We start from the raw sequence: 17,520 nt of genomic DNA, 5'->3' as shown, positions 1-17,520 counted from the left end.
ATTGTTGATTAATAAGATCCTTCTTTTGTTAATTAATAGATAGAAAACATATAATAAACCCCGCATCATCACGATACGGGGTTTATTTTTAGAACTTAAAAACGTTTAACTTAAGATTTAAACAAAATTAGGTCAACTGAGCGACGTTAATTTTGTCTGCTTCTTCAGTATAATCAGTCATACGGTCGAAGTTCATGTATTGATACACTTCCTCACCCATGCTATCAAGCATGCCAGCATACTGCTGATATTCGTCGTTAGTCGGCAATTTACCAAGTACCGCTGCTACCGCTGCAAGCTCTGCAGAAGCAAGGTATACGTTAGCGCCTTGACCTAGACGGTTCGGGAAGTTACGAGTTGAGGTCGATACCGCAGTAGACTTCGGTGCGATACGTGCTTGGTTACCCATACATAGTGAACAACCTGGCATCTCAGTACGAGCGCCGGCTTGAGCGTAGATGTTGTAGTACCCTTCTTCCATCAATTGACGCGCATCCATCTTAGTTGGTGGCGCAATCCATAGACGAGTTTTTAAGCTACCTGCTGGTACATCTTGTAGCAGTTTACCAGCGGCGCGGAAATGACCAATGTTGGTCATACATGAACCAATGAATACTTCATCAATGGTATCACCAGCGACGTCAGCTAGTGTCTTAGCATCATCTGGATCATTCGGGCAGCAAAGAATCGGCTCTTTAATCGTGCTCATATCGATAGTCATATCGATCGTGTATTCAGCATCGTCATCAGCACGCATCAGGCTTGGGTTAGCCAACCATTCTTGCATCTGCTCAACACGGCGGCTGATAGTACGCGCATCGCCATAGCCTTCTGAGATCATCCACTTAAGTAGCGTGATGTTTGAGTTTAGGTACTCAGTCACTGACGCTTCAGATAGAGTAATCGTACAACCAGCAGCACTACGCTCAGCTGAGGCATCAGATAGCTCAAACGCCTGCTCAGCAGTCAAGTCTTCTAGACCTTCGATCTCTAAGATACGACCGTTGAACTCGTTGATTTTGCCTTTCTTATCGACAGTCAATAGACCTTCTTTGATGGCTTGATAAGGAATCGCATGGACTAAGTCACGTAGCGTGATACCAGGCTGACGTTCGCCAACGAAGCGTACACGGACAGACTCAGGCATATCAAGTGGCATAACACCAGTCGCTGCTGCGAATGCAACCAGACCAGAACCCGCTGGGAACGAGATACCCATTGGGAAACGAGTATGCGAGTCACCACCAGTACCAACGGTATCTGGAAGTAGCATACGGTTCAACCATGAGTGGATAATACCATCGCCCGGACGTAAGCTTACGCCGCCACGGTTCATGATGAAGTCAGGTAGTGTGTGCTGAGTCTCAACGTCAACTGGCTTTGGATAAGCAGCAGTGTGACAGAATGACTGCATTACTAGATCTGCTTGGAAACCTAGGCAAGCCAAATCTTTTAGCTCATCACGCGTCATCGGACCAGTCGTATCCTGACTTCCTACGGTAGTCATTTTAGGCTCACAGTACATGCCAGGACGTACGCCCTCTAGACCACAAGCTTTACCAACCATTTTTTGCGCTAGAGTAAAGCCTTTACCAGTATCAACTGGCTCTTCTGGCTTAGCGAAAATGTCTGAATGACCAAGACCCATGTATTCACGAGCACGGTTGGTCAAACCACGACCAACGATCAATGGAATACGGCCACCAGCGCGAACTTCATCAAGCAAAGTTGGCGAGTTTAGCTTGAACGTAGACAATACTTCATCAGAGTCATGCTTAGTGATTTTGCCTTCATACGGATAGATGTCAAATACATCACCCATGTTTAGGTTATCAACATTCACTTTTTCGATTGGCAATGCGCCAGAATCTTCCATAGTGTTAAAGAAGATAGGCGCGATGTTGTTACCAAGTACTAGACCGCCGCCACGTTTGTTTGGCACGTTAGGGATATCATCACCCATTAACCAAAGTACTGAGTTGGTCGCAGACTTACGGCTAGAACCTGTACCGACGACATCACCAACATAAGCCAATTGATGGCCTTTTTTCTTCAGCTCTTCGATCTGCTTCATAGAACCAACAACACCCTCTTCGTCAGCGACGATACCGTCACGAGAGTTTTTGTGCATGGCTAATGAGTGCAATGGGATATCAGGACGGCTCCACGCATCTTGCGCAGGTGACAAGTCATCAGTGTTGGTTTCGCCAGTGACTTTAAACGTCGTATAAGTTGATTTTTGTGGTACTTCAGCACGGTTCAAGAACCATTCTGCATCAGCCCAAGATTGAACAACTTCTTTTGCGATGGTATTGCCAGCTTCCGATTTTTCAGTCACGTCATTGAACGCATCAAATACGAGCAACGTTTTTTTCAGTGCTTCAGCTGCGTCTTGTGCAACTTCTTTATCATCTAATGCAGCAACCAACGGCTGAACGTTGTAGCCACCTTGCATGGTGCCTAGAATTTCAACAGCTTTTTGCTTGCTGATAAGTGGTGAAGATGTTTCACCCTTAAGGATAGCCGCTAAAAACGCCGCTTTAACGTAAGCAGCTTGGTCAACACCAGCAGGAATACGGTTTTCTAGCAAGTTCATCAAGAACGCATCTTCGCCTGCAGGTGGCGTTTTTAAAAGTTCAACCAACTCTGCTACTTGTTTTTCGTTCAGTGGTAGCGGAACCGTTCCTAGCTCAGCACGTTCTTCGACATGTTTACGATAAGCTTCTAACACAATAGTCGTCCTCGTCAGTTGGGGATTAGCACAATACGTGGGTAGTCAGCATGACAGCCTGCGCCTATGTACCAAATGGAATAATTATCCCCGCTAATATAGCTTAAAATGGGCAAAATGTTAACCAGCAAAGCGCTTTCCCGCCTCCATAGTCAATATTTATTAAAAAAATATAAGGTATTTTTATACGGTTACTTGGCCTGTTTCAATGCTGAAAAATCAATAACAGTATTATAAAACGGTTGGATGAAATTTAGACTGAGATTTGCTATAATCCCTATACGAATTTTACGACCTATTCTTAGAAAATAATAAACAAAACCCTTATCCTACAAAGGTTTAGGATTATCAGGGTTTAGGATAAGACTATGAGCTCATTAGCCGTACAAACACACGTTCCTGCTGCCAAAGCTAAACCCAAAAAAGCAGTTCAGGGAGAAAAACTACGTGGCTACGATAAAGTTGCACGTATCCCAATTAAAGTGATCCCGACCATCGAGGCGAAGAAAAAGCCAGATTGGATTCGGGTCAAAATGTCATCACCTGCTGAAGTGGCTCGCATCAAAGCAACGCTACGTGAGCAAAAGCTCTATACCGTCTGTGAAGAAGCGGCTTGTCCAAACTTACCACAGTGCTTCGCTGATGGTACGGCCACCTTTATGATTATGGGTGATATCTGTACCCGTCGCTGTCCATTCTGTGATGTCGGACATGGTCGCCCTAACAATCTCGATGCCGACGAACCTCGTCATACGGCTGAGACGATCTTAGGTCTAAAACTGAAGTATGCGGTTATTACCTCAGTCGATCGCGATGATTTAAAAGATGGCGGTGCCGCTCATTTTGTTGAAGTGCTTAATGAAGCCAGAGCGCTCAGCCCAAATTGCCTGATCGAGATATTGGTTCCTGATTTCCGTGGTCGTATGGAAGTAGCATTAGACTTGCTAACTGAAACGCCGCCAGATGTCTTTAACCACAATATCGAAACCGTGCCACGCCTATATAAAGCGTTCCGTCCGGGTTCTGATTATCAGCACTCACTTGATTTGCTCAAGCTGTATAAAGAGCGTCGTCCAGATATCGCTACCAAATGTGGCTTTATGGTCGGCCTTGGTGAGACCGAAGAAGAGATTTATGCACTACTTGATGATCTAAAAGCCCATGATGTAGACATGATTACGGTTGGTCAGTATCTACAGCCTAGTAAAAATCATGCGCCCGTTGATCGTTATGTCCATCCAGATGAGTTCCAACGCTATATGGACTACGGCAAAAAAATTGGCTTCTTTAGCATTTGGGCAGGCCCAATGGTACGCTCAAGCTACTTCGCAGATCGTCAATACTATGGCGAAGATTGCCCTGCACCAATTCGCAGCAAAAAAGCATTAGAAGCTGAAGGCAAACTTGGCTGCTAATTTAGCAATAAAGTAATGTGAGAATAGTTGCTAAGATAATTGCTAAGACATCTCCTAAGAATAGAAAAAGGGTGAATAACAGATTTGTTATTCACCCTTTTTTTGTGACTTTAATAAACTTGTAAAGCCTTCAAGGCCAACGCTTCAAACAGTTAAAGTTGGTGTTGGCTTTCCGTTCGTTTTTATATTCAACACAGCAATACCAAGGACAATAATCCCACCTGCGATACCAGTGGTAATCTCAGGATAAATCAATAGTAAAGCACCAATAGCCAAGATGATACGAGTCAGTGTATTCATACCGCCTCTGAAGTATCCTTCGAGTGCCGAGCTTAACGCGATGACACCCGTCACTGAAGTCACTACCACCGTGATGATATCGATAATAGGCGGCAGTGGGAAATCTTTCGCCGTAACTGCCAGACCCGTTGGATCTATCATCAGCATCGTTGGATTGTAGATAAACATAAACGGTACGATGAATCCAGCCAAAGCTAATTTCAGCGACAAGAATCCTGTTTTCATCGGATCGCCACCGGATATACCCGCACCAGCAAAGGCTGCCAGACATACAGGCGGTGTGATATTGGCAAAGATACCAAAATAGAAAACAAACATGTGCGCTGACAAAATCGGAATATCAAAACCTGCTAATGCAGGCGCTGCCATCGTTGCAGTAATGATATAGGCAGGAATAGACGGTAGCCCCATGCCTAAGACCATTGAGGCAAGCATCGTTAAAATAAGCGTAAAGAATAACGACCCTGCGCCTAATGTTACGATAGAGGAGGTCATCACTGTCCCGAAGCTGGTCAGACTCACGACCCCGATGATAATACCGACGACCGCACAAGCAGCCATCACGGCGAGCGACTGGCGAGCGCCATCTTCTAATGCCCCCAAAATGTCGGAAAAGCCCATTCTAGTCTCTTTTCGCAGCATACTAACCACGACTGTAAAACCAATGGTATAAGCCGCTGCATAGCCGACAGGGACATTTCTGATTAATAAGAAAACCAAAAAGACGATCGGTAATAGCATATGACCGCGCGCTTTTAGCACCTCTTTTACTGCTGGCAAGTTCTCTTTAGCGATGCCTTTTAAATCACGACGTCCAGCGCGAAAATGCACCTGCGCAATGACGCCCAAGTAATACAAAATCGCTGGTAGTAATGCGGCCAACGCAATCGTGCTATACGGCAGTCCTGTTGTCTCCGCCATAATAAACGCACTCGCGCCCATAATCGGTGGCAATATCTGCCCGCCTACAGAAGCACTTGCCTCAACGGCACCCGCAAAATCTTTATGATAGCCGACCTTTTTCATTAACGGAATTGTAAAGGCACCGGTACTGACCACGTTCGATAACGCAGAGCCATTAATACTGCCCATAAAACCACTAGAGATGACTGCTACTTTTGCAGGCCCACCCTTTTTATGACCAGCGATTGCCAGTGCCAAATCATTAAATAACTGTCCCATTCCTGAGCGTGCTAAGAACGCACCAAAGAGAATGAACAAGAAAATGAACGTGACTGATGCACCAATCGCAACCGAATACAAGCCTTCCGTTTTTAAGAATAGTTGACCAAAAATATCACCCATATCATAAGGGCGAGTCAGTAGCCGATCGGGCATAAAATCCAAATGACTGACAAATGGATACGCTAAGAATATCCCTGCTAATATCGGCAAAATCCAACCAGTGATTCGGCGACTGCCTTCTAGTACACAGACCACGGTAATCAGTGAAAATATCACATCAACCTGATTTGCCATACCGCCACGCGAGGTCACAATGTCTTGATACTCATAAATCAGATAGCCCATGCCAGATAAAGACAGTGCAAACCAAATCCAGTCATACCATGCCACACTTTTTCGGCTACTTTTTTTGCTAGCAGGGAAAATCAAGAATATTAATGCAAAACCAACGCCCACGTGTACAGAGCGTTGTAGCAATGCTGGCATCGGATTAAAAGTAATATATAAGTGAAAAAGGGAATAGAGTATACAAATTCCAGCGATGAGATACTTCACTGGTCCTTGGGTGATATGACGCGTGATTGACTCTCGGTCATATTTTTCCAATACCGCTTTGTTGATCGCATCTGCCTCAGCATCTTTATCAACATCAGCGTCTGGCATGGTAGTTACGCTACCGTGATCCGTCACTTGGGAGTTCATGACACAAGTCCTTTTTAAATCTATCAATTAAACCATACGTCTTAGGCATGATCACCACTTCAGAATAGTCCGGCACCATCTGGTGAATCAAAACACGGTGGTCGCCATAATCAATCTCGCCTTTGGTCAGTCTGGATACGATCCAATTTAAGTTAGGGAGCTTTTCATTGATTTGATAACCCAGATAGCCAGGTTTTTGTATGGGAGCAAGCGCTTCGGTTGAGGGTGTACCTGCGCCAAAGGCTTCAAAATACGTGGTGGTCAGCAGCAGGCCATCGCTCTCACGTTGGTATTGCTCCTCCCACCATTGCTTTTCTACAGAATGTATCCAGCGTAGCTGAAAATCAGGCTCGACGAAATAACACACCTTATCGTCAGATCCCTCTAATCCTTTGATCCGCACTTCGACCACAGGCTGGAGAATAAGCCCCATCCATAGCGTAAAAAAAACCAGCGCGGCAATAAATGCTGCGCCAGTTGATAGCCATAATGAATTATTTGGCTGCTTGTTCGTCATAGTACTTTTTAGCGCCAGGATGGATTGGGGCGACCATGCCTTCACGGGCAGTCTCTAAGCTGATATCATTTGCCGCTTGGTGCGCTGTTTTTAGACCTTCCAAGTTCTCAAATAATGTTTTGGTTAACTTATAACCATCAGCTTCAGATAGATCAGAGCTAACCAACAAAGCATTCATGATTGCTGCGGTTGGAATGGCAGTTTCGTTGCCATACGTGCCAGCAGGAATCTCAAAGGTTTTGAAGTAAGGCTTGGTCGCAATGATTTCTTTTAGCTTGTCTTGGTTGATGGTAATCAATTGCAAGTCTAAGCCCTGCTCTAGCTCCATCAATGAAGAGTTTGGTAGACCACTGCTAAAGAAAGCCGCTTCAATTTTACCTGCTTTCATACCATCAGCCGCTTCAGAAAAGCCCAAATAATCGACCGTGACATCATCATACGTGATGCCAAACCCTTCTAATAAAGTTCGCGCATTTACTTCCGTTCCAGAGCCTTGATCGCCTACAGCGATGCGCTTGCCACGTAAGTCTTCAATACTTTTGATGCCGGATTTTTTGGTGGTGACGATTTGCACCACATTAGGATACAAGACAGCAATCTGTTGAATGTTAGCGATCGGCTTATCAAAGTTATTTTTACCTTCGACTGCGTCCGTGACCACATCACTGAGCGCCAATACCATATCGACTTTACCTTGGGTCAATAGATTGACGTTTTCGACTGATGCGCCCGTGGTTTGTGTCTTTGAGTTGACCCCAAAAGTTTTGACATAGATTTCGGACAATGACGTCCCAATGATGTTATAAGGACCAGATGCCCCGCCTGTAGCGATGGTAAGAAATTTGGTATCCAGCTTATCGGCAGCAGTGGCCTCGGTGGCAGCACTGTCTGTTTCCGTACTGTCAGTGCTTTCTGAGCTTGGCGATGAGCACGCGGTTAGGCCTAGAGTGGCACTTAACATCGCTGATAAAAATAACGGAGATTTTGTGAATTTGAGCATTGCATTCATCCTTGAAATAATCAGTTTAATACATCTAACGGCATCAACATTTAAATGTTAATGCGTTACAGACCTGTAATAGTATAGTAATTTCTGTCATAAATAAACCGTAGCCTACCTTCTCTCAAAACCTTACAAATAAAGCGTTTTGAGTCAAAAATAGTAATTTGTCTAATTGATGGGCATTTAGCATGTTCTGCCATGCGGAACAAAGTTTCATTAGTTAAACTATTTAAACAAAAATTAGACCGAGTGTAAACCTTTATCATTACCCAAACAGAAATAAGGGTATTTGTGATTACCTTCAATAATACTTATAGAGCAGTCAATCCTATACAAATTGGACAAGGGGTCAGGCTTGCTCAGTCTACTATCTGTAGTACTGTCACACGCCTTTATTGTATCTAAATCATCTTGAACCGACTATAGTAAGCTAAGATAGTGCTATGTTTTGAGTATGATAAATAATAACAACTTTGTTGATAAGGATTGACCAATGAGCAGCGAATTTATACCACAGGAAGGCTCTTGCTCCTGTTCTAGCAACACCTATACTATCAATAATAAGCCCATCGGCCGCTTTATCTGCCACTGTACTATTTGCCAAGAATTCACTGGCCAAGCGTATAATGATGTAACGATTTTACTCAAATCGGATGTGAGTAAGTTAAACCTGATTAGAACCAAATTCCGCCGTTGGAAACTTCCGCCGAATATTAGCCGCGGGCTGTGTACGCGCTGCAATAAACCCAGTATAGAAACAGCAGTGGGCGGAAACCTCATATTAATACCCACGACAAATCTCCCTAATGTCGCCGCGCTACCTGAACCTAGCATGCATCTATTTTATAATCGCCGAGTCCAAGATATGGATGATGACCTGCCTAAGTGCAATGGCTTTGTACAAAGTCAGGCGATGACAGTTAAGGCGCTTGCTCAAGGTATGTATAAGAGAGTCACTAGGGCGTGTTGAACATTCGACCATGGCACTGACAGAGACTATTTTTTAGACAGTTCGACGTTAAAAACAGTAAGTTTAGTCATTCTAAGCGTCTACTTTTAACCATGAAATGGCAAAAAATAGTCCTGTCTCCCTCTGTTGATATTAGAGCTGATGCGAAAACTGTCCTATGCTGCGTTGTAAACCTAGTTAAGGCATGAGCATTACCGTCGTTTTACGCCTTGTCTAGAACAGTTTTCGCAATCAGCAGTGCCTATTTGTGAATGTTCAACACGCCCTAAACGTTAGTGGCTATATTTAGAATGTAAAACCCTTTCTCAGAACACATTTACCAAGACCTTTGTTATTGCCTATATTTTGAGGAAAAAGCGAGTAACACCAGCTTTTACGACTTTTACTAGCTATCATTTGGAACCTGATATGACTTCAATTGCAGTAGAAAACACGCAAAAACACTCTGCCGACATTGCTATCATTGGCGGCAGTGGTCTCTATCAAATGCAATCACTCGCCAATAAACGCAATATCACCATACAGACGCCTTATGGTAGCCCTTCTGATGATATTGTCCTTGGTGAATTAGAGGGTGTGACGGTTGCTTTTTTGACACGCCATGGTCAAGGTCATAAACTCATCCCGTCTGAAGTCCCTTATCGCGCCAATATTTATGCACTAAAGACATTAGGCGTGCGCTATATCTTGTCAGTATCCGCAGTCGGTTCTTTGCAAGAGCATATTGAGCCGCTAGATATGGTCGTACCCGATCAAATGATTGATATGACCAAGCAGCGAGTCAGTACGTTTTTTGGTGAAGGCGCAGTCGCTCATGTATCGATGGCAGATCCACTATGTCCTGCCCTAGCAGATATCCTAAAGCGAGCTTACGACAAAGCAGATATTTTTGAGGGAGCATGTCACTCACAGGCAACTTATGTCTGTATCGAAGGGCCACAGTTCTCAACTCGTGCAGAGTCCCAGTGGTATCGGCAAATGCAGGCAGGTATTATCGGCATGACCAATATGCCAGAAGCCAAACTGGCACGTGAAGCCAGCATTGCTTATGCTACGTTGGCCTTGGTGACAGATTTTGATTGTTGGCATCCTACCGAAGAAGCAGTCAGTGCAGATTACGCCATAAAAAACCTGATGAAAAATGCTGAAAATGCTCAGAAAGTGATTAAGGAAGCGGTCGCTCTGATTGCCGCTGAACTGCCAGATTCAATCGCACATAATGCCTTAGCCCAAGCACTGGTAACGCCTGTGAACGTGATGGACGAGCAGACCAAAACCAGACTTGCTGCATTACTGTACTAAATATTTAAAAGTGTATCGATAGATGCTTGTCTGAAATAATGACAGACAGCAAAGTGTTAAATTTCCATACACATACAAACATGCACATACAAAAAGGCCATTAACTTGAATTAATGGCCTTTTTTAGGATTTTAGCTCGTATATTTGCAACGTACGCTAACTATAGTCAAAGTATCCTAAAAACGCTACGGTATTGCTGATATCAATTTTTTGTAGCCTCTGTCTGCGCAGGCACAGTAAGCAAGAAAAATTGATATCAGCAGTACGTCATGTGTCGATATTACTTTTCACTGACTATACACAGCTTTGACACTAACAACAGCCGCCCAGCTCAGGTGCTAGCGTTACAGACTGATTAAATGGCATTAGCTCGCCGCAACCTGCAAAAATACCGTAGTGGCGACTGTCATCACCGATAAATTCAAAATGCGGTGCAAAGCGAGATTCTTGTAGCATTCGAAACGTATTGCCACAGACAGGGAACACTCGACCCGCCTCAATAGCATGGTGCTTATCCAGATCAAAACGATGAGGTGACTGTTCAATAGATCCTTTGTATATCACTGCTTGTCCATGATCTTCGCAGGCGTCTTCAAGCGCGGCAATCTTAAACAAACGATAAGTAGCAGAGAAAAACTGAATGTCACCGATTTTAGCCGCCAGTGCGGGATCAGTAATCTCAAGTGGGCGATCCTCGACCAGACGCGGGTCTAAAAATCCTGCGCCTCTTGCCAAACGGGTAAAGTCCTTCCAGTACAAGGCACCACTCAAACACTCTCCATAAAGGACAGGATCTTCGATTAGATGTTGCGGAATACGGCGATCAGCATAGACGTCAGAAAAATAAAACTCTCCACCAGGCTTAAGTAAACGCTGCACACTGGCCATCACTGCAGCTTTATCAGTGGATAAATTGATGACGCAATTTGAGACGATAATATCAAAGCTATTATCTGCTAACGCTAGCTCATCTAACTTTTCAAGATAGCCTTTTATAAAAGTCACATTATCATAGCCAAACTTGTCGACATGATAGTCTTGATGCTGTTTTGCGATTGCCAATTGCTCATCGGTCATATCGACACCGACCACATGCCCCGTCTCGCCAACTAATTGCGCTAGTGCATAGACATCGCGGCCCGAACCACTTCCTAAGTCTAAAATGCGGCAGCCTTCAAGTAACGCCGGACAAACCAATCCGCAACCATAATAACGACTCAAGACGTCATCATGAATATTAGCCAGCAGCGGTTTGAGCCATTCAGGCATATTACTAATATCGCAACACGCCGAGGTCTTTAAATCAGCAGTGCTTTGTAGCTGTTTACCATAATAATCCTGAACCACGTCCTGCATAACAATATCCTTATTGAATGTACAATCCAGTTAAAAGTCTTAGTGATGACTTTGATAAATATAGCCGCACTATTTTAGCCAATTTATTAAAACGCTTATCAGCTGTCATCGACCTTGATATTGACGTGAGAATCCAGCCAGCCATTTGGCAAATACTGCAAATCTTCAGGCTCATCAATATCATGTAAAGGTGATAATAGTGCGAGTGTCCAATCTAATGTTGCAAAGCGCTGCCTAGTCACCGCAGCCACGCTAGCCGTACTCCAGCTGATATTTGAAAAAAGACTTTTATCCGCTTGTTTAAATCCGAGCAACACATAACCACCATCTGATGCAGGAATCATGACTGCATCATGCTGATCTAGCTGCTGTGCTGCTAGTTGAATACGCGCTGCCATGAGGCTAGGACAATCCGTACCAATTAATAAAACCTTTTCAAAACGTTGCAATACTCGCTGACTGGCTCCCAGCATACGAAAGCCCAAATCACCCTCCACTTGCGCTGACCATTGCAGTGGGTCAGGCAAATCAAGCGCTTGCCAGCAAGGATCACTTGGCGCAGGACTAACACATAGCTCAACTGTAAAGCCAGTAGCAACGGCCTCTTCTATGCTATGCAACAGCAGTTGCTGTGCCATTTGCGCGGCGCCTTCAATACCAAGCGCTGGTTGCAGACGGGTCTTTGCCATACCCTGTGCGGGAAATTTGGCAAAAAGAATGATGCAAGTTTGTGATTTTTGATTCATGGTAAGCGTTTATTCTTTTATTTATAATAGCGCGCTTTAATATTATCAGCCGACACCCCACGCCAATAATCAAAACGTAAATGCCACATTAAGACAATCGTCCGCCAAGTGCCATATTGTTGCCAGCGTCTGGCCGAGGTGATGACTTTACTTTTCAAGCAAGCAGGTTTGGCAATACCTTTTAGTTGTTTGCAAAGCTCAACATCTTCCATTAATGCCTGATTAGGATAATTACCGACTTTCTCGAATAAAGGTTGCCTAATAAAAATAGCTTGGTCGCCCGTAGCGATTCCGCTCAATCGTGAGCGCCAATTGATCATTTGACTGACCAATCGCAGCATCGGCTGACGGCTATTAAGCTGCACATCAAAACGACCCCATTCTGAGGAATTTATAACAGTCGTTACTTCTGCAATAGCTTGGATTGGCAGTTGCGTATCTGCATGTAAAAATAGCAAAATATCGCCAGTTGCTAATGCTGCACCTGCATTCATTTGCTGCGCACGCCCTGCTTTGGACTCAATCATTTGCCAATCCACTTTACGATAATTATCGAGCATTGACTCTTTAATAAAACTTTGCATTATGCCGATAGAGTCATCGCTTGAGCCACCATCGACCAAGATAGCTTGTTTCGGTATGGGATTTAGGCTGTCTATATTTGCAAACAAATGAGGCAAATTATCTGCCTCATTGAGTACTGGAATAATGATAGAAACCGTCGCTGTCATAGTTGGCCGTATTCTTACTTTTTATTCAAATTCCAATTGTAATCGGTATAGCCAATCTTCGTTTTACCTGCTTTTAGATCAGCCGTTTGCGATTTATCCAGACTTAAAGATGAGCTATAGCGAGCTAAAAATCCTTCTAAATCTTTGGTGCCGCGCCAATTAGACTCAAAGTCTTCTTTATACCATTTAAAAATTGGCGATACCTCAAGTGTGCCTCCTTTGAGACGATTGCGGCTGCTATCGGCTAAGAACTTACTGGTTACTTGCTCTAATTGCTTATCCAATTTGCTGCCTGTAAAAGCATCGTCTAACAAGGCTGGACAGCCAATGCTAGCACAGTTCACCGCAAAGTGAATACGTGGTTCATTGTAGCGTTTGGAGCCACGGATTAGATTGTGTTCGATGTCATCGAGCGAGCGCTTTTTGCCTAGTAGCGTGACAAAATCTTGTTTCCATGGCGAGCCAAATATCCCACCGATATCTTTAATCGACTTAATGCTAGGATACTTGGTCAACACTAGCTCTACCGTACCTGCGTTATAAACATTGATCAAAAAGGCCAATTGCTCGTCTTTGCTCCAGCGATTGAATTCTGACTGGCTGACTTTGCTAGTGGCCGCCATATAGCTATCAAGCTTGCTCTTATCCGCTTTCATGCCATTATAATTAACGACAGAGGCTTTGCCACCATTCGTCATAGTGACGTTTTTGTTGAGTAAGCTGTCCCAAGTGCTATGATTAAAATCAGCATAACTGGCGACACTGGCCAATAATATAGAAGTGGCCACTGCCGTTTTGATCATTAAACGACTGCTTGAAAAACTGCTTGTGCTCTTACTGATGTTATCAAAAATATTCATGAGTGACTCCGTTTAAATCGATGAGGTGTTTTCTATCGTCTGGTCTGCTGTCTCTTCTTCTAGCGCGCCACCGCAACTACTCCCCTGTCCTGCTGTGCAACCATAACAATGGTCAGCAATAGCGATGACGTCACCAGAAGGGTTTTGAGTCAGCAAATCGCTTAGGTGCTGACGTGACTTATTGGGTACAGGAATCTCTAACTGCTGATTGAAGTCACAATCGAACAATTCACCCAACCAGTTGACACTGATGGTCGAGCGGCACATGACTTCCGCTAAATTGGCAGCCACGTAATTTTCTTTGAGCAAATCCATATACGGGTGGAATTGGTTTTTGGCCAACAGCACCGCGCCAAAACGCTGAATCGGCATATTGGTCAAAGCGAACAACTGATTAAACTCAATATCGAAATGCTCTTTTAGCTCGCGCTTATAGTCCGCTTCAAGCTGCTGTTGATTGGGCGGCAGCGTGGCACCTTGTGGGTTATAGACCAAATTCAATGTCAAATCTGAATCAGGCTTGCCATAACCTAAGGCATTGAGCTTTTGCAGTCCCAATATACTGTCATCAAACGCACCCTTACCGCGCTGTTTGTCTACATTTTCTAAGGAATAACAAGGTAAAGATGCCACCACTTCAACTTGATTGTCTGCTAAAAACTGCGCCATGTCCTCATACCCATCTTCCATGAGGATAGTCAGATTACAGCGATCTATTACTTTGACACCTAGGGCGCGAGCCGCCTTTACCAAATACTTAAAGTCCTCATGCATCTCAGGCGCACCGCCCGTCAAATCGAGCGTATCAATATTTTGCGCTTGCAGCACTTTGGGTATCATCTCAACCAGCTCACGCGACATCATCTCTGTCCGATAAGGACTGGCAGCCACGTGGCAATGGACGCAAGACATATTGCATAAGTAGCCCATATTGACTTGTAATATCGTCAGTTGACGGCGTTTGATAGCGGGGAAATCGGTAAATTCGAGTAGTTCAATGGTAGATTTCATAAATTATTGAATCCATTCAGTAGCATTTTATTAGCAGATTAAGTCAGTTTTGACTCAGTCTCAGAAGTCATACAAACTCATTGATAATGAAAAATCTTGAGTATCATCATTAAACCACAATAGAAATCATAGCTATTATTGACAAGTTGCTAATCAATTTATGCTTTCTTTCCAGTTTAACTAATCAATGATACCGTATTATGTCCCTAGTATTTCTATTAAAAAGGAAATATCATGGTCAAATGTAAATTATAAAGCGGGTCAAAAGCGTTATTTTGCATTTATAAAGCGCTTGTCGATTTGCCGCTTTAGATACCAAACCCAGCGACCTTGCACGCTAAACTTGCCCCAACTGCCGATAGCGTATTTATCGCCGCAAGACAATAAATATAGCGTACGTGTTTTGGGCTGATACTTCTGCATAGGCTCACCTCTCAGATATGCTAGCAAATTATCAGCTTCTATAGCACCGCCACGTACCGCATGAACTCCCGAATGTGCCATGTCTTCATCTACTCGCGTTGCTACATCGCCGACAGCAAACACATTCGGATGGGAGACACTCTGTTGCAGGGCATTGACAGCGATAAAACCATTATCAATGGTTTGCAAGTCAGTAGCGGCTGTCCATGCCGACCCCATCACGCCAGTCGCAGCGATAACCGCATCCATCGTCAACGAGTCAGTAGCGGTTGACAGCTGACCATCACGATAATCTGTTGCTCGCTCCTGAACCATCTTAATGCCATGGCGATATAGCTGCTTCATAACACGCTGCTGAAAACGCGGATTAAATCCCGATAAAAGATGCTCACCGCACACCAGTGTCACTTGATGGTTAGTGTTGATTTGCTGTAGTGCTACTTGAGCAGCCATGACCAACTCTATCGCTGCCGCTCCAGCCCCAATGATAGCCAGTTGATACTTTTTAGATTGTCGAGCATCCGTCAGAATCTGCTGCCAATGTCTGATAAATTCTGATAATGGCCTAATAGCGATAACGCTACTCGTCTCAGCATTATGTAACCAGCGCATATCGGTATCTGCACCGGTGTTTAATGACAATACATCATAGCTATAATGCCTATCGTCAGCGGTCATGACTTGCTGAGATTTAGCGTCTACTGCTGTGATTGGCTGCTGAATAAAGCGCACACCTGCTTGAGAGCAGAGTGACTTTATATCGATACGGATATTATCTAAAGTATAATGTCCCGCCATCCAACCAGGTAACATACCAGAGTAAACAAACTGCGGCTGTGCGCTGATTAATGTGATATCTAATTTGATGGAAGGTGTCATACAGCGTCGACGCAACAAGCCAATATGCGCATGACCAGCACCTGCCAACAGCAGTTTTTTTACAGGCATTTTTTTTGTGGGCATCTCATCGCTCAGTGTCTTTGATAGTTTTTGAATGGTTTGGCAATAGAAATTAAAACATAAGTTAAAAGCATTTAAAGCAAGACTATTGTACGATAACGACGATTCAGTAAATAATATTGACCTGCTAAGGCTTTGTGATTAAATTGGTGGCAGCAATCACCTATCCTGATAATACAACCTGACTGACGGCTTATTCTCTAGCAAAGCCATATTGACAATACGTTTAGTGCTCGTCGTTAAACACTTAAAAACCATAAAAACAGTTTGTTTTTATCCTCTAACCATGCAAGGATTCTACGCTTATGAGTAATTCTGACCAGATCACCTCCTCTGATAATACCCACTATCTGCATCATACCTTCTTTGAGCCGCGCGATAGCGACAAAAAGATTACAGCCACGCTACTGATCGTCCATGGCATGTCAGAGCATAGCGGTCGCTATGCGGACTTTGCCCAGTTTTTGGCTGATAATGGTATTGCAGTAGCAACTTACGATCAGCTTGGTCATGGTCAAACGGTAAAAACACACGCTGATTTGGGGTTTTTTGGCAGCGAGCATCCGGTGCAGTCATTGTTAAAAGACGTCATCGTTATGGCTGATAGCTTAAAGGCTCGTCATCCTCATGTGCCGCACTTTGTCATGGGACACTCTATGGGCTCATTTATTGTCCGTAATGTCCTCAAACATCATGCTCAAGACTTTGCCGGTGCTATCTTGATGGGCACTGCTGATGCCAATCCGTTGACCAAAGTGCTACTACCAATCAATAAACTATTGGCAAAAGCTGCACCAAGAAAGCCAAACGCCGTATTTGCCAAGGTAATGAACAAGGTACTTAACAGCAAGCTTAATAACCGTACTTCTGATTCACAGTTTGCTTGGATCAGTGAAAACCCAACCAATATCGCCGCTTATGAAGCCGATCCACTCACGGGTTTTGACTTTACCAATAATGGTTTTATGACGTTGTTTACCTTGATGGCAACTAGCTTGCATAAAGGCTGGGCCACGACAATTGCCAAAGACTTTCCGATGCTTTTTGCCAGTGGAAAAAGCGACCCCATCGGTGACATGGGCAGCGGCATTCGCAATATTGTCAGCCGCCTAAAGAAACAAAATTTTAATAACGTGAGTGTAAAGCTCTATCCAAACATGCGCCACGAGCCCCTACATGAGCAGGCTAATAAAGTGGTCTATCACGATATCTTAGAATGGATAGACGATAATAGCTCAACGGTCTAGACGGCATTATTTATTATAAGCAATGACCATTACGCCCAACTTATTTGCTAAAAGCTGCCAA

At 44.0% G+C, this 17,520-nt stretch carries 14 protein-coding genes; 4 read left to right on the top strand and 10 right to left on the bottom strand.

The window, feature by feature from the left end; all coding sequences use genetic code 11:
• Window positions 1-127: 127 nt before the first annotated feature.
• Complete coding sequence (acnB, locus tag ACMFL8_RS05025; protein WP_194620098.1) at window positions 128-2,731, bottom strand: bifunctional aconitate hydratase 2/2-methylisocitrate dehydratase; 2,604 nt, start codon at window positions 2,729-2,731, stop codon at window positions 128-130.
• 368 nt (window positions 2,732-3,099) lie between these two features.
• On the opposite strand from acnB, the gene lipA reads away from it, so the two are divergent.
• Window positions 3,100-4,146, top strand: coding sequence for a lipoyl synthase (gene lipA / locus ACMFL8_RS05020; RefSeq protein WP_189584448.1), 1,047 nt, complete (start codon window positions 3,100-3,102; stop codon window positions 4,144-4,146).
• Window positions 4,147-4,290: 144 nt separating this feature from the next.
• Here lipA and ACMFL8_RS05015 read toward each other — a convergent pair whose 3' ends face one another.
• Genes ACMFL8_RS05015 through ACMFL8_RS05005 form a run of 3 tightly spaced genes read right to left on the bottom strand, consistent with a single transcriptional unit; the run spans window position 4,291 to window position 7,850 of the window.
• Window positions 4,291-6,294 carry a TRAP transporter permease gene (locus tag ACMFL8_RS05015; RefSeq protein ID WP_194620430.1) on the bottom strand — a complete coding sequence of 668 codons (2,004 nt, stop codon included), beginning with the start codon at window positions 6,292-6,294 and terminating at the stop codon, window positions 4,291-4,293.
• 10 nt (window positions 6,295-6,304) lie between these two features.
• A complete protein-coding gene (locus ACMFL8_RS05010) occupies window positions 6,305-6,850 on the bottom strand; it encodes a DUF1850 domain-containing protein (RefSeq protein ID WP_194620099.1) in 546 nt (181 codons plus the stop codon).
• Complete coding sequence (locus ACMFL8_RS05005; protein WP_189584442.1) at window positions 6,828-7,850, bottom strand: TAXI family TRAP transporter solute-binding subunit; 1,023 nt, start codon at window positions 7,848-7,850, stop codon at window positions 6,828-6,830. The genes ACMFL8_RS05010 and ACMFL8_RS05005 overlap by 23 nt, the downstream gene beginning before the upstream one ends.
• Window positions 7,851-8,346: 496 nt before the next feature.
• On the opposite strand from ACMFL8_RS05005, the gene ACMFL8_RS05000 reads away from it, so the two are divergent.
• Window positions 8,347-8,823, top strand: coding sequence for a GFA family protein (locus ACMFL8_RS05000; protein ID WP_189584441.1), 477 nt, complete (start codon window positions 8,347-8,349; stop codon window positions 8,821-8,823).
• A 408-nt stretch (window positions 8,824-9,231) separates the two neighbouring features.
• On the top strand, window positions 9,232-10,125 hold the full coding sequence (mtnP, locus tag ACMFL8_RS04995) for an S-methyl-5'-thioadenosine phosphorylase (protein ID WP_194620100.1): 894 nt from the start codon (window positions 9,232-9,234) through the stop codon (window positions 10,123-10,125).
• Window positions 10,126-10,437: 312 nt separating this feature from the next.
• Here the strand turns inward: mtnP and ACMFL8_RS04990 are convergent, their stop codons facing one another.
• The 6 genes from ACMFL8_RS04990 to ACMFL8_RS04965 all read right to left on the bottom strand — a co-directional run bounded on the left by ACMFL8_RS04990 (window position 10,438) and on the right by ACMFL8_RS04965 (window position 16,215).
• Entirely contained in the window at window positions 10,438-11,481 is a 1,044-nt protein-coding gene (locus ACMFL8_RS04990; protein ID WP_194620101.1) for a methyltransferase domain-containing protein, read from the bottom strand.
• A gap of 98 nt (window positions 11,482-11,579) precedes the next feature.
• Complete coding sequence (locus ACMFL8_RS04985) at window positions 11,580-12,227, bottom strand: TIGR04282 family arsenosugar biosynthesis glycosyltransferase (RefSeq protein ID WP_413190264.1); 648 nt, start codon at window positions 12,225-12,227, stop codon at window positions 11,580-11,582.
• 17 nt (window positions 12,228-12,244) lie between these two features.
• Window positions 12,245-12,958, bottom strand: coding sequence for a TIGR04283 family arsenosugar biosynthesis glycosyltransferase (locus ACMFL8_RS04980; RefSeq protein ID WP_413190263.1), 714 nt, complete (start codon window positions 12,956-12,958; stop codon window positions 12,245-12,247).
• A 14-nt stretch (window positions 12,959-12,972) separates the two neighbouring features.
• Window positions 12,973-13,818, bottom strand: coding sequence for a DUF547 domain-containing protein (locus ACMFL8_RS04975; RefSeq protein WP_189584415.1), 846 nt, complete (start codon window positions 13,816-13,818; stop codon window positions 12,973-12,975).
• Between the two features lie 12 nt (window positions 13,819-13,830).
• On the bottom strand, window positions 13,831-14,829 hold the full coding sequence (gene arsS, locus ACMFL8_RS04970; RefSeq protein WP_194620107.1) for an arsenosugar biosynthesis radical SAM (seleno)protein ArsS: 999 nt from the start codon (window positions 14,827-14,829) through the stop codon (window positions 13,831-13,833).
• Window positions 14,830-15,099: 270 nt separating this feature from the next.
• Window positions 15,100-16,215 carry an FAD-dependent oxidoreductase gene (locus tag ACMFL8_RS04965; RefSeq protein WP_413190262.1) on the bottom strand — a complete coding sequence of 372 codons (1,116 nt, stop codon included), beginning with the start codon at window positions 16,213-16,215 and terminating at the stop codon, window positions 15,100-15,102.
• A 302-nt stretch (window positions 16,216-16,517) separates the two neighbouring features.
• On the opposite strand from ACMFL8_RS04965, the gene ACMFL8_RS04960 reads away from it, so the two are divergent.
• Window positions 16,518-17,459, top strand: coding sequence for an alpha/beta fold hydrolase (locus ACMFL8_RS04960; protein WP_413190261.1), 942 nt, complete (start codon window positions 16,518-16,520; stop codon window positions 17,457-17,459).
• Window positions 17,460-17,520: the final 61 nt, after the last annotated feature.

Source organism: Psychrobacter sp. AT9 (genome assembly GCF_047272965.1).
Lineage (GTDB): Bacteria > Pseudomonadota > Gammaproteobacteria > Pseudomonadales > Moraxellaceae > Psychrobacter > Psychrobacter glaciei.
The sequence above is the reverse complement of the archived record's forward strand: the minus strand, read 5'-3'. Positions and strand labels throughout refer to the sequence as shown.

Excerpts from the sequence above, each read along its gene's own strand:
- lipA (WP_189584448.1), top strand. The coding sequence starts at position 3,100 with ATGAGCTCATTAGCCGTACAAACACACGTTCCTGCTGCCAAAGCTAAA.
- ACMFL8_RS04960 (WP_413190261.1), top strand. The coding sequence starts at position 16,518 with ATGAGTAATTCTGACCAGATCACCTCCTCTGATAATACCCACTATCTG.
- mtnP (WP_194620100.1), top strand. The coding sequence starts at position 9,232 with ATGACTTCAATTGCAGTAGAAAACACGCAAAAACACTCTGCCGACATT.
- ACMFL8_RS04975 (WP_189584415.1), bottom strand. The coding sequence starts at position 13,818 with ATGAATATTTTTGATAACATCAGTAAGAGCACAAGCAGTTTTTCAAGC.
- ACMFL8_RS04990 (WP_194620101.1), bottom strand. The coding sequence starts at position 11,481 with ATGCAGGACGTGGTTCAGGATTATTATGGTAAACAGCTACAAAGCACT.
- ACMFL8_RS05015 (WP_194620430.1), bottom strand. The coding sequence starts at position 6,294 with ATGCCAGACGCTGATGTTGATAAAGATGCTGAGGCAGATGCGATCAAC.
- ACMFL8_RS05005 (WP_189584442.1), bottom strand. The coding sequence starts at position 7,850 with ATGCTCAAATTCACAAAATCTCCGTTATTTTTATCAGCGATGTTAAGT.
- ACMFL8_RS04980 (WP_413190263.1), bottom strand. The coding sequence starts at position 12,958 with ATGACAGCGACGGTTTCTATCATTATTCCAGTACTCAATGAGGCAGAT.
- arsS (WP_194620107.1), bottom strand. The coding sequence starts at position 14,829 with ATGAAATCTACCATTGAACTACTCGAATTTACCGATTTCCCCGCTATC.
- ACMFL8_RS04965 (WP_413190262.1), bottom strand. The coding sequence starts at position 16,215 with ATGCCCACAAAAAAAATGCCTGTAAAAAAACTGCTGTTGGCAGGTGCT.
- ACMFL8_RS04985 (WP_413190264.1), bottom strand. The coding sequence starts at position 12,227 with ATGAATCAAAAATCACAAACTTGCATCATTCTTTTTGCCAAATTTCCC.
- ACMFL8_RS05000 (WP_189584441.1), top strand. The coding sequence starts at position 8,347 with ATGAGCAGCGAATTTATACCACAGGAAGGCTCTTGCTCCTGTTCTAGC.
- ACMFL8_RS05010 (WP_194620099.1), bottom strand. The coding sequence starts at position 6,850 with ATGACGAACAAGCAGCCAAATAATTCATTATGGCTATCAACTGGCGCA.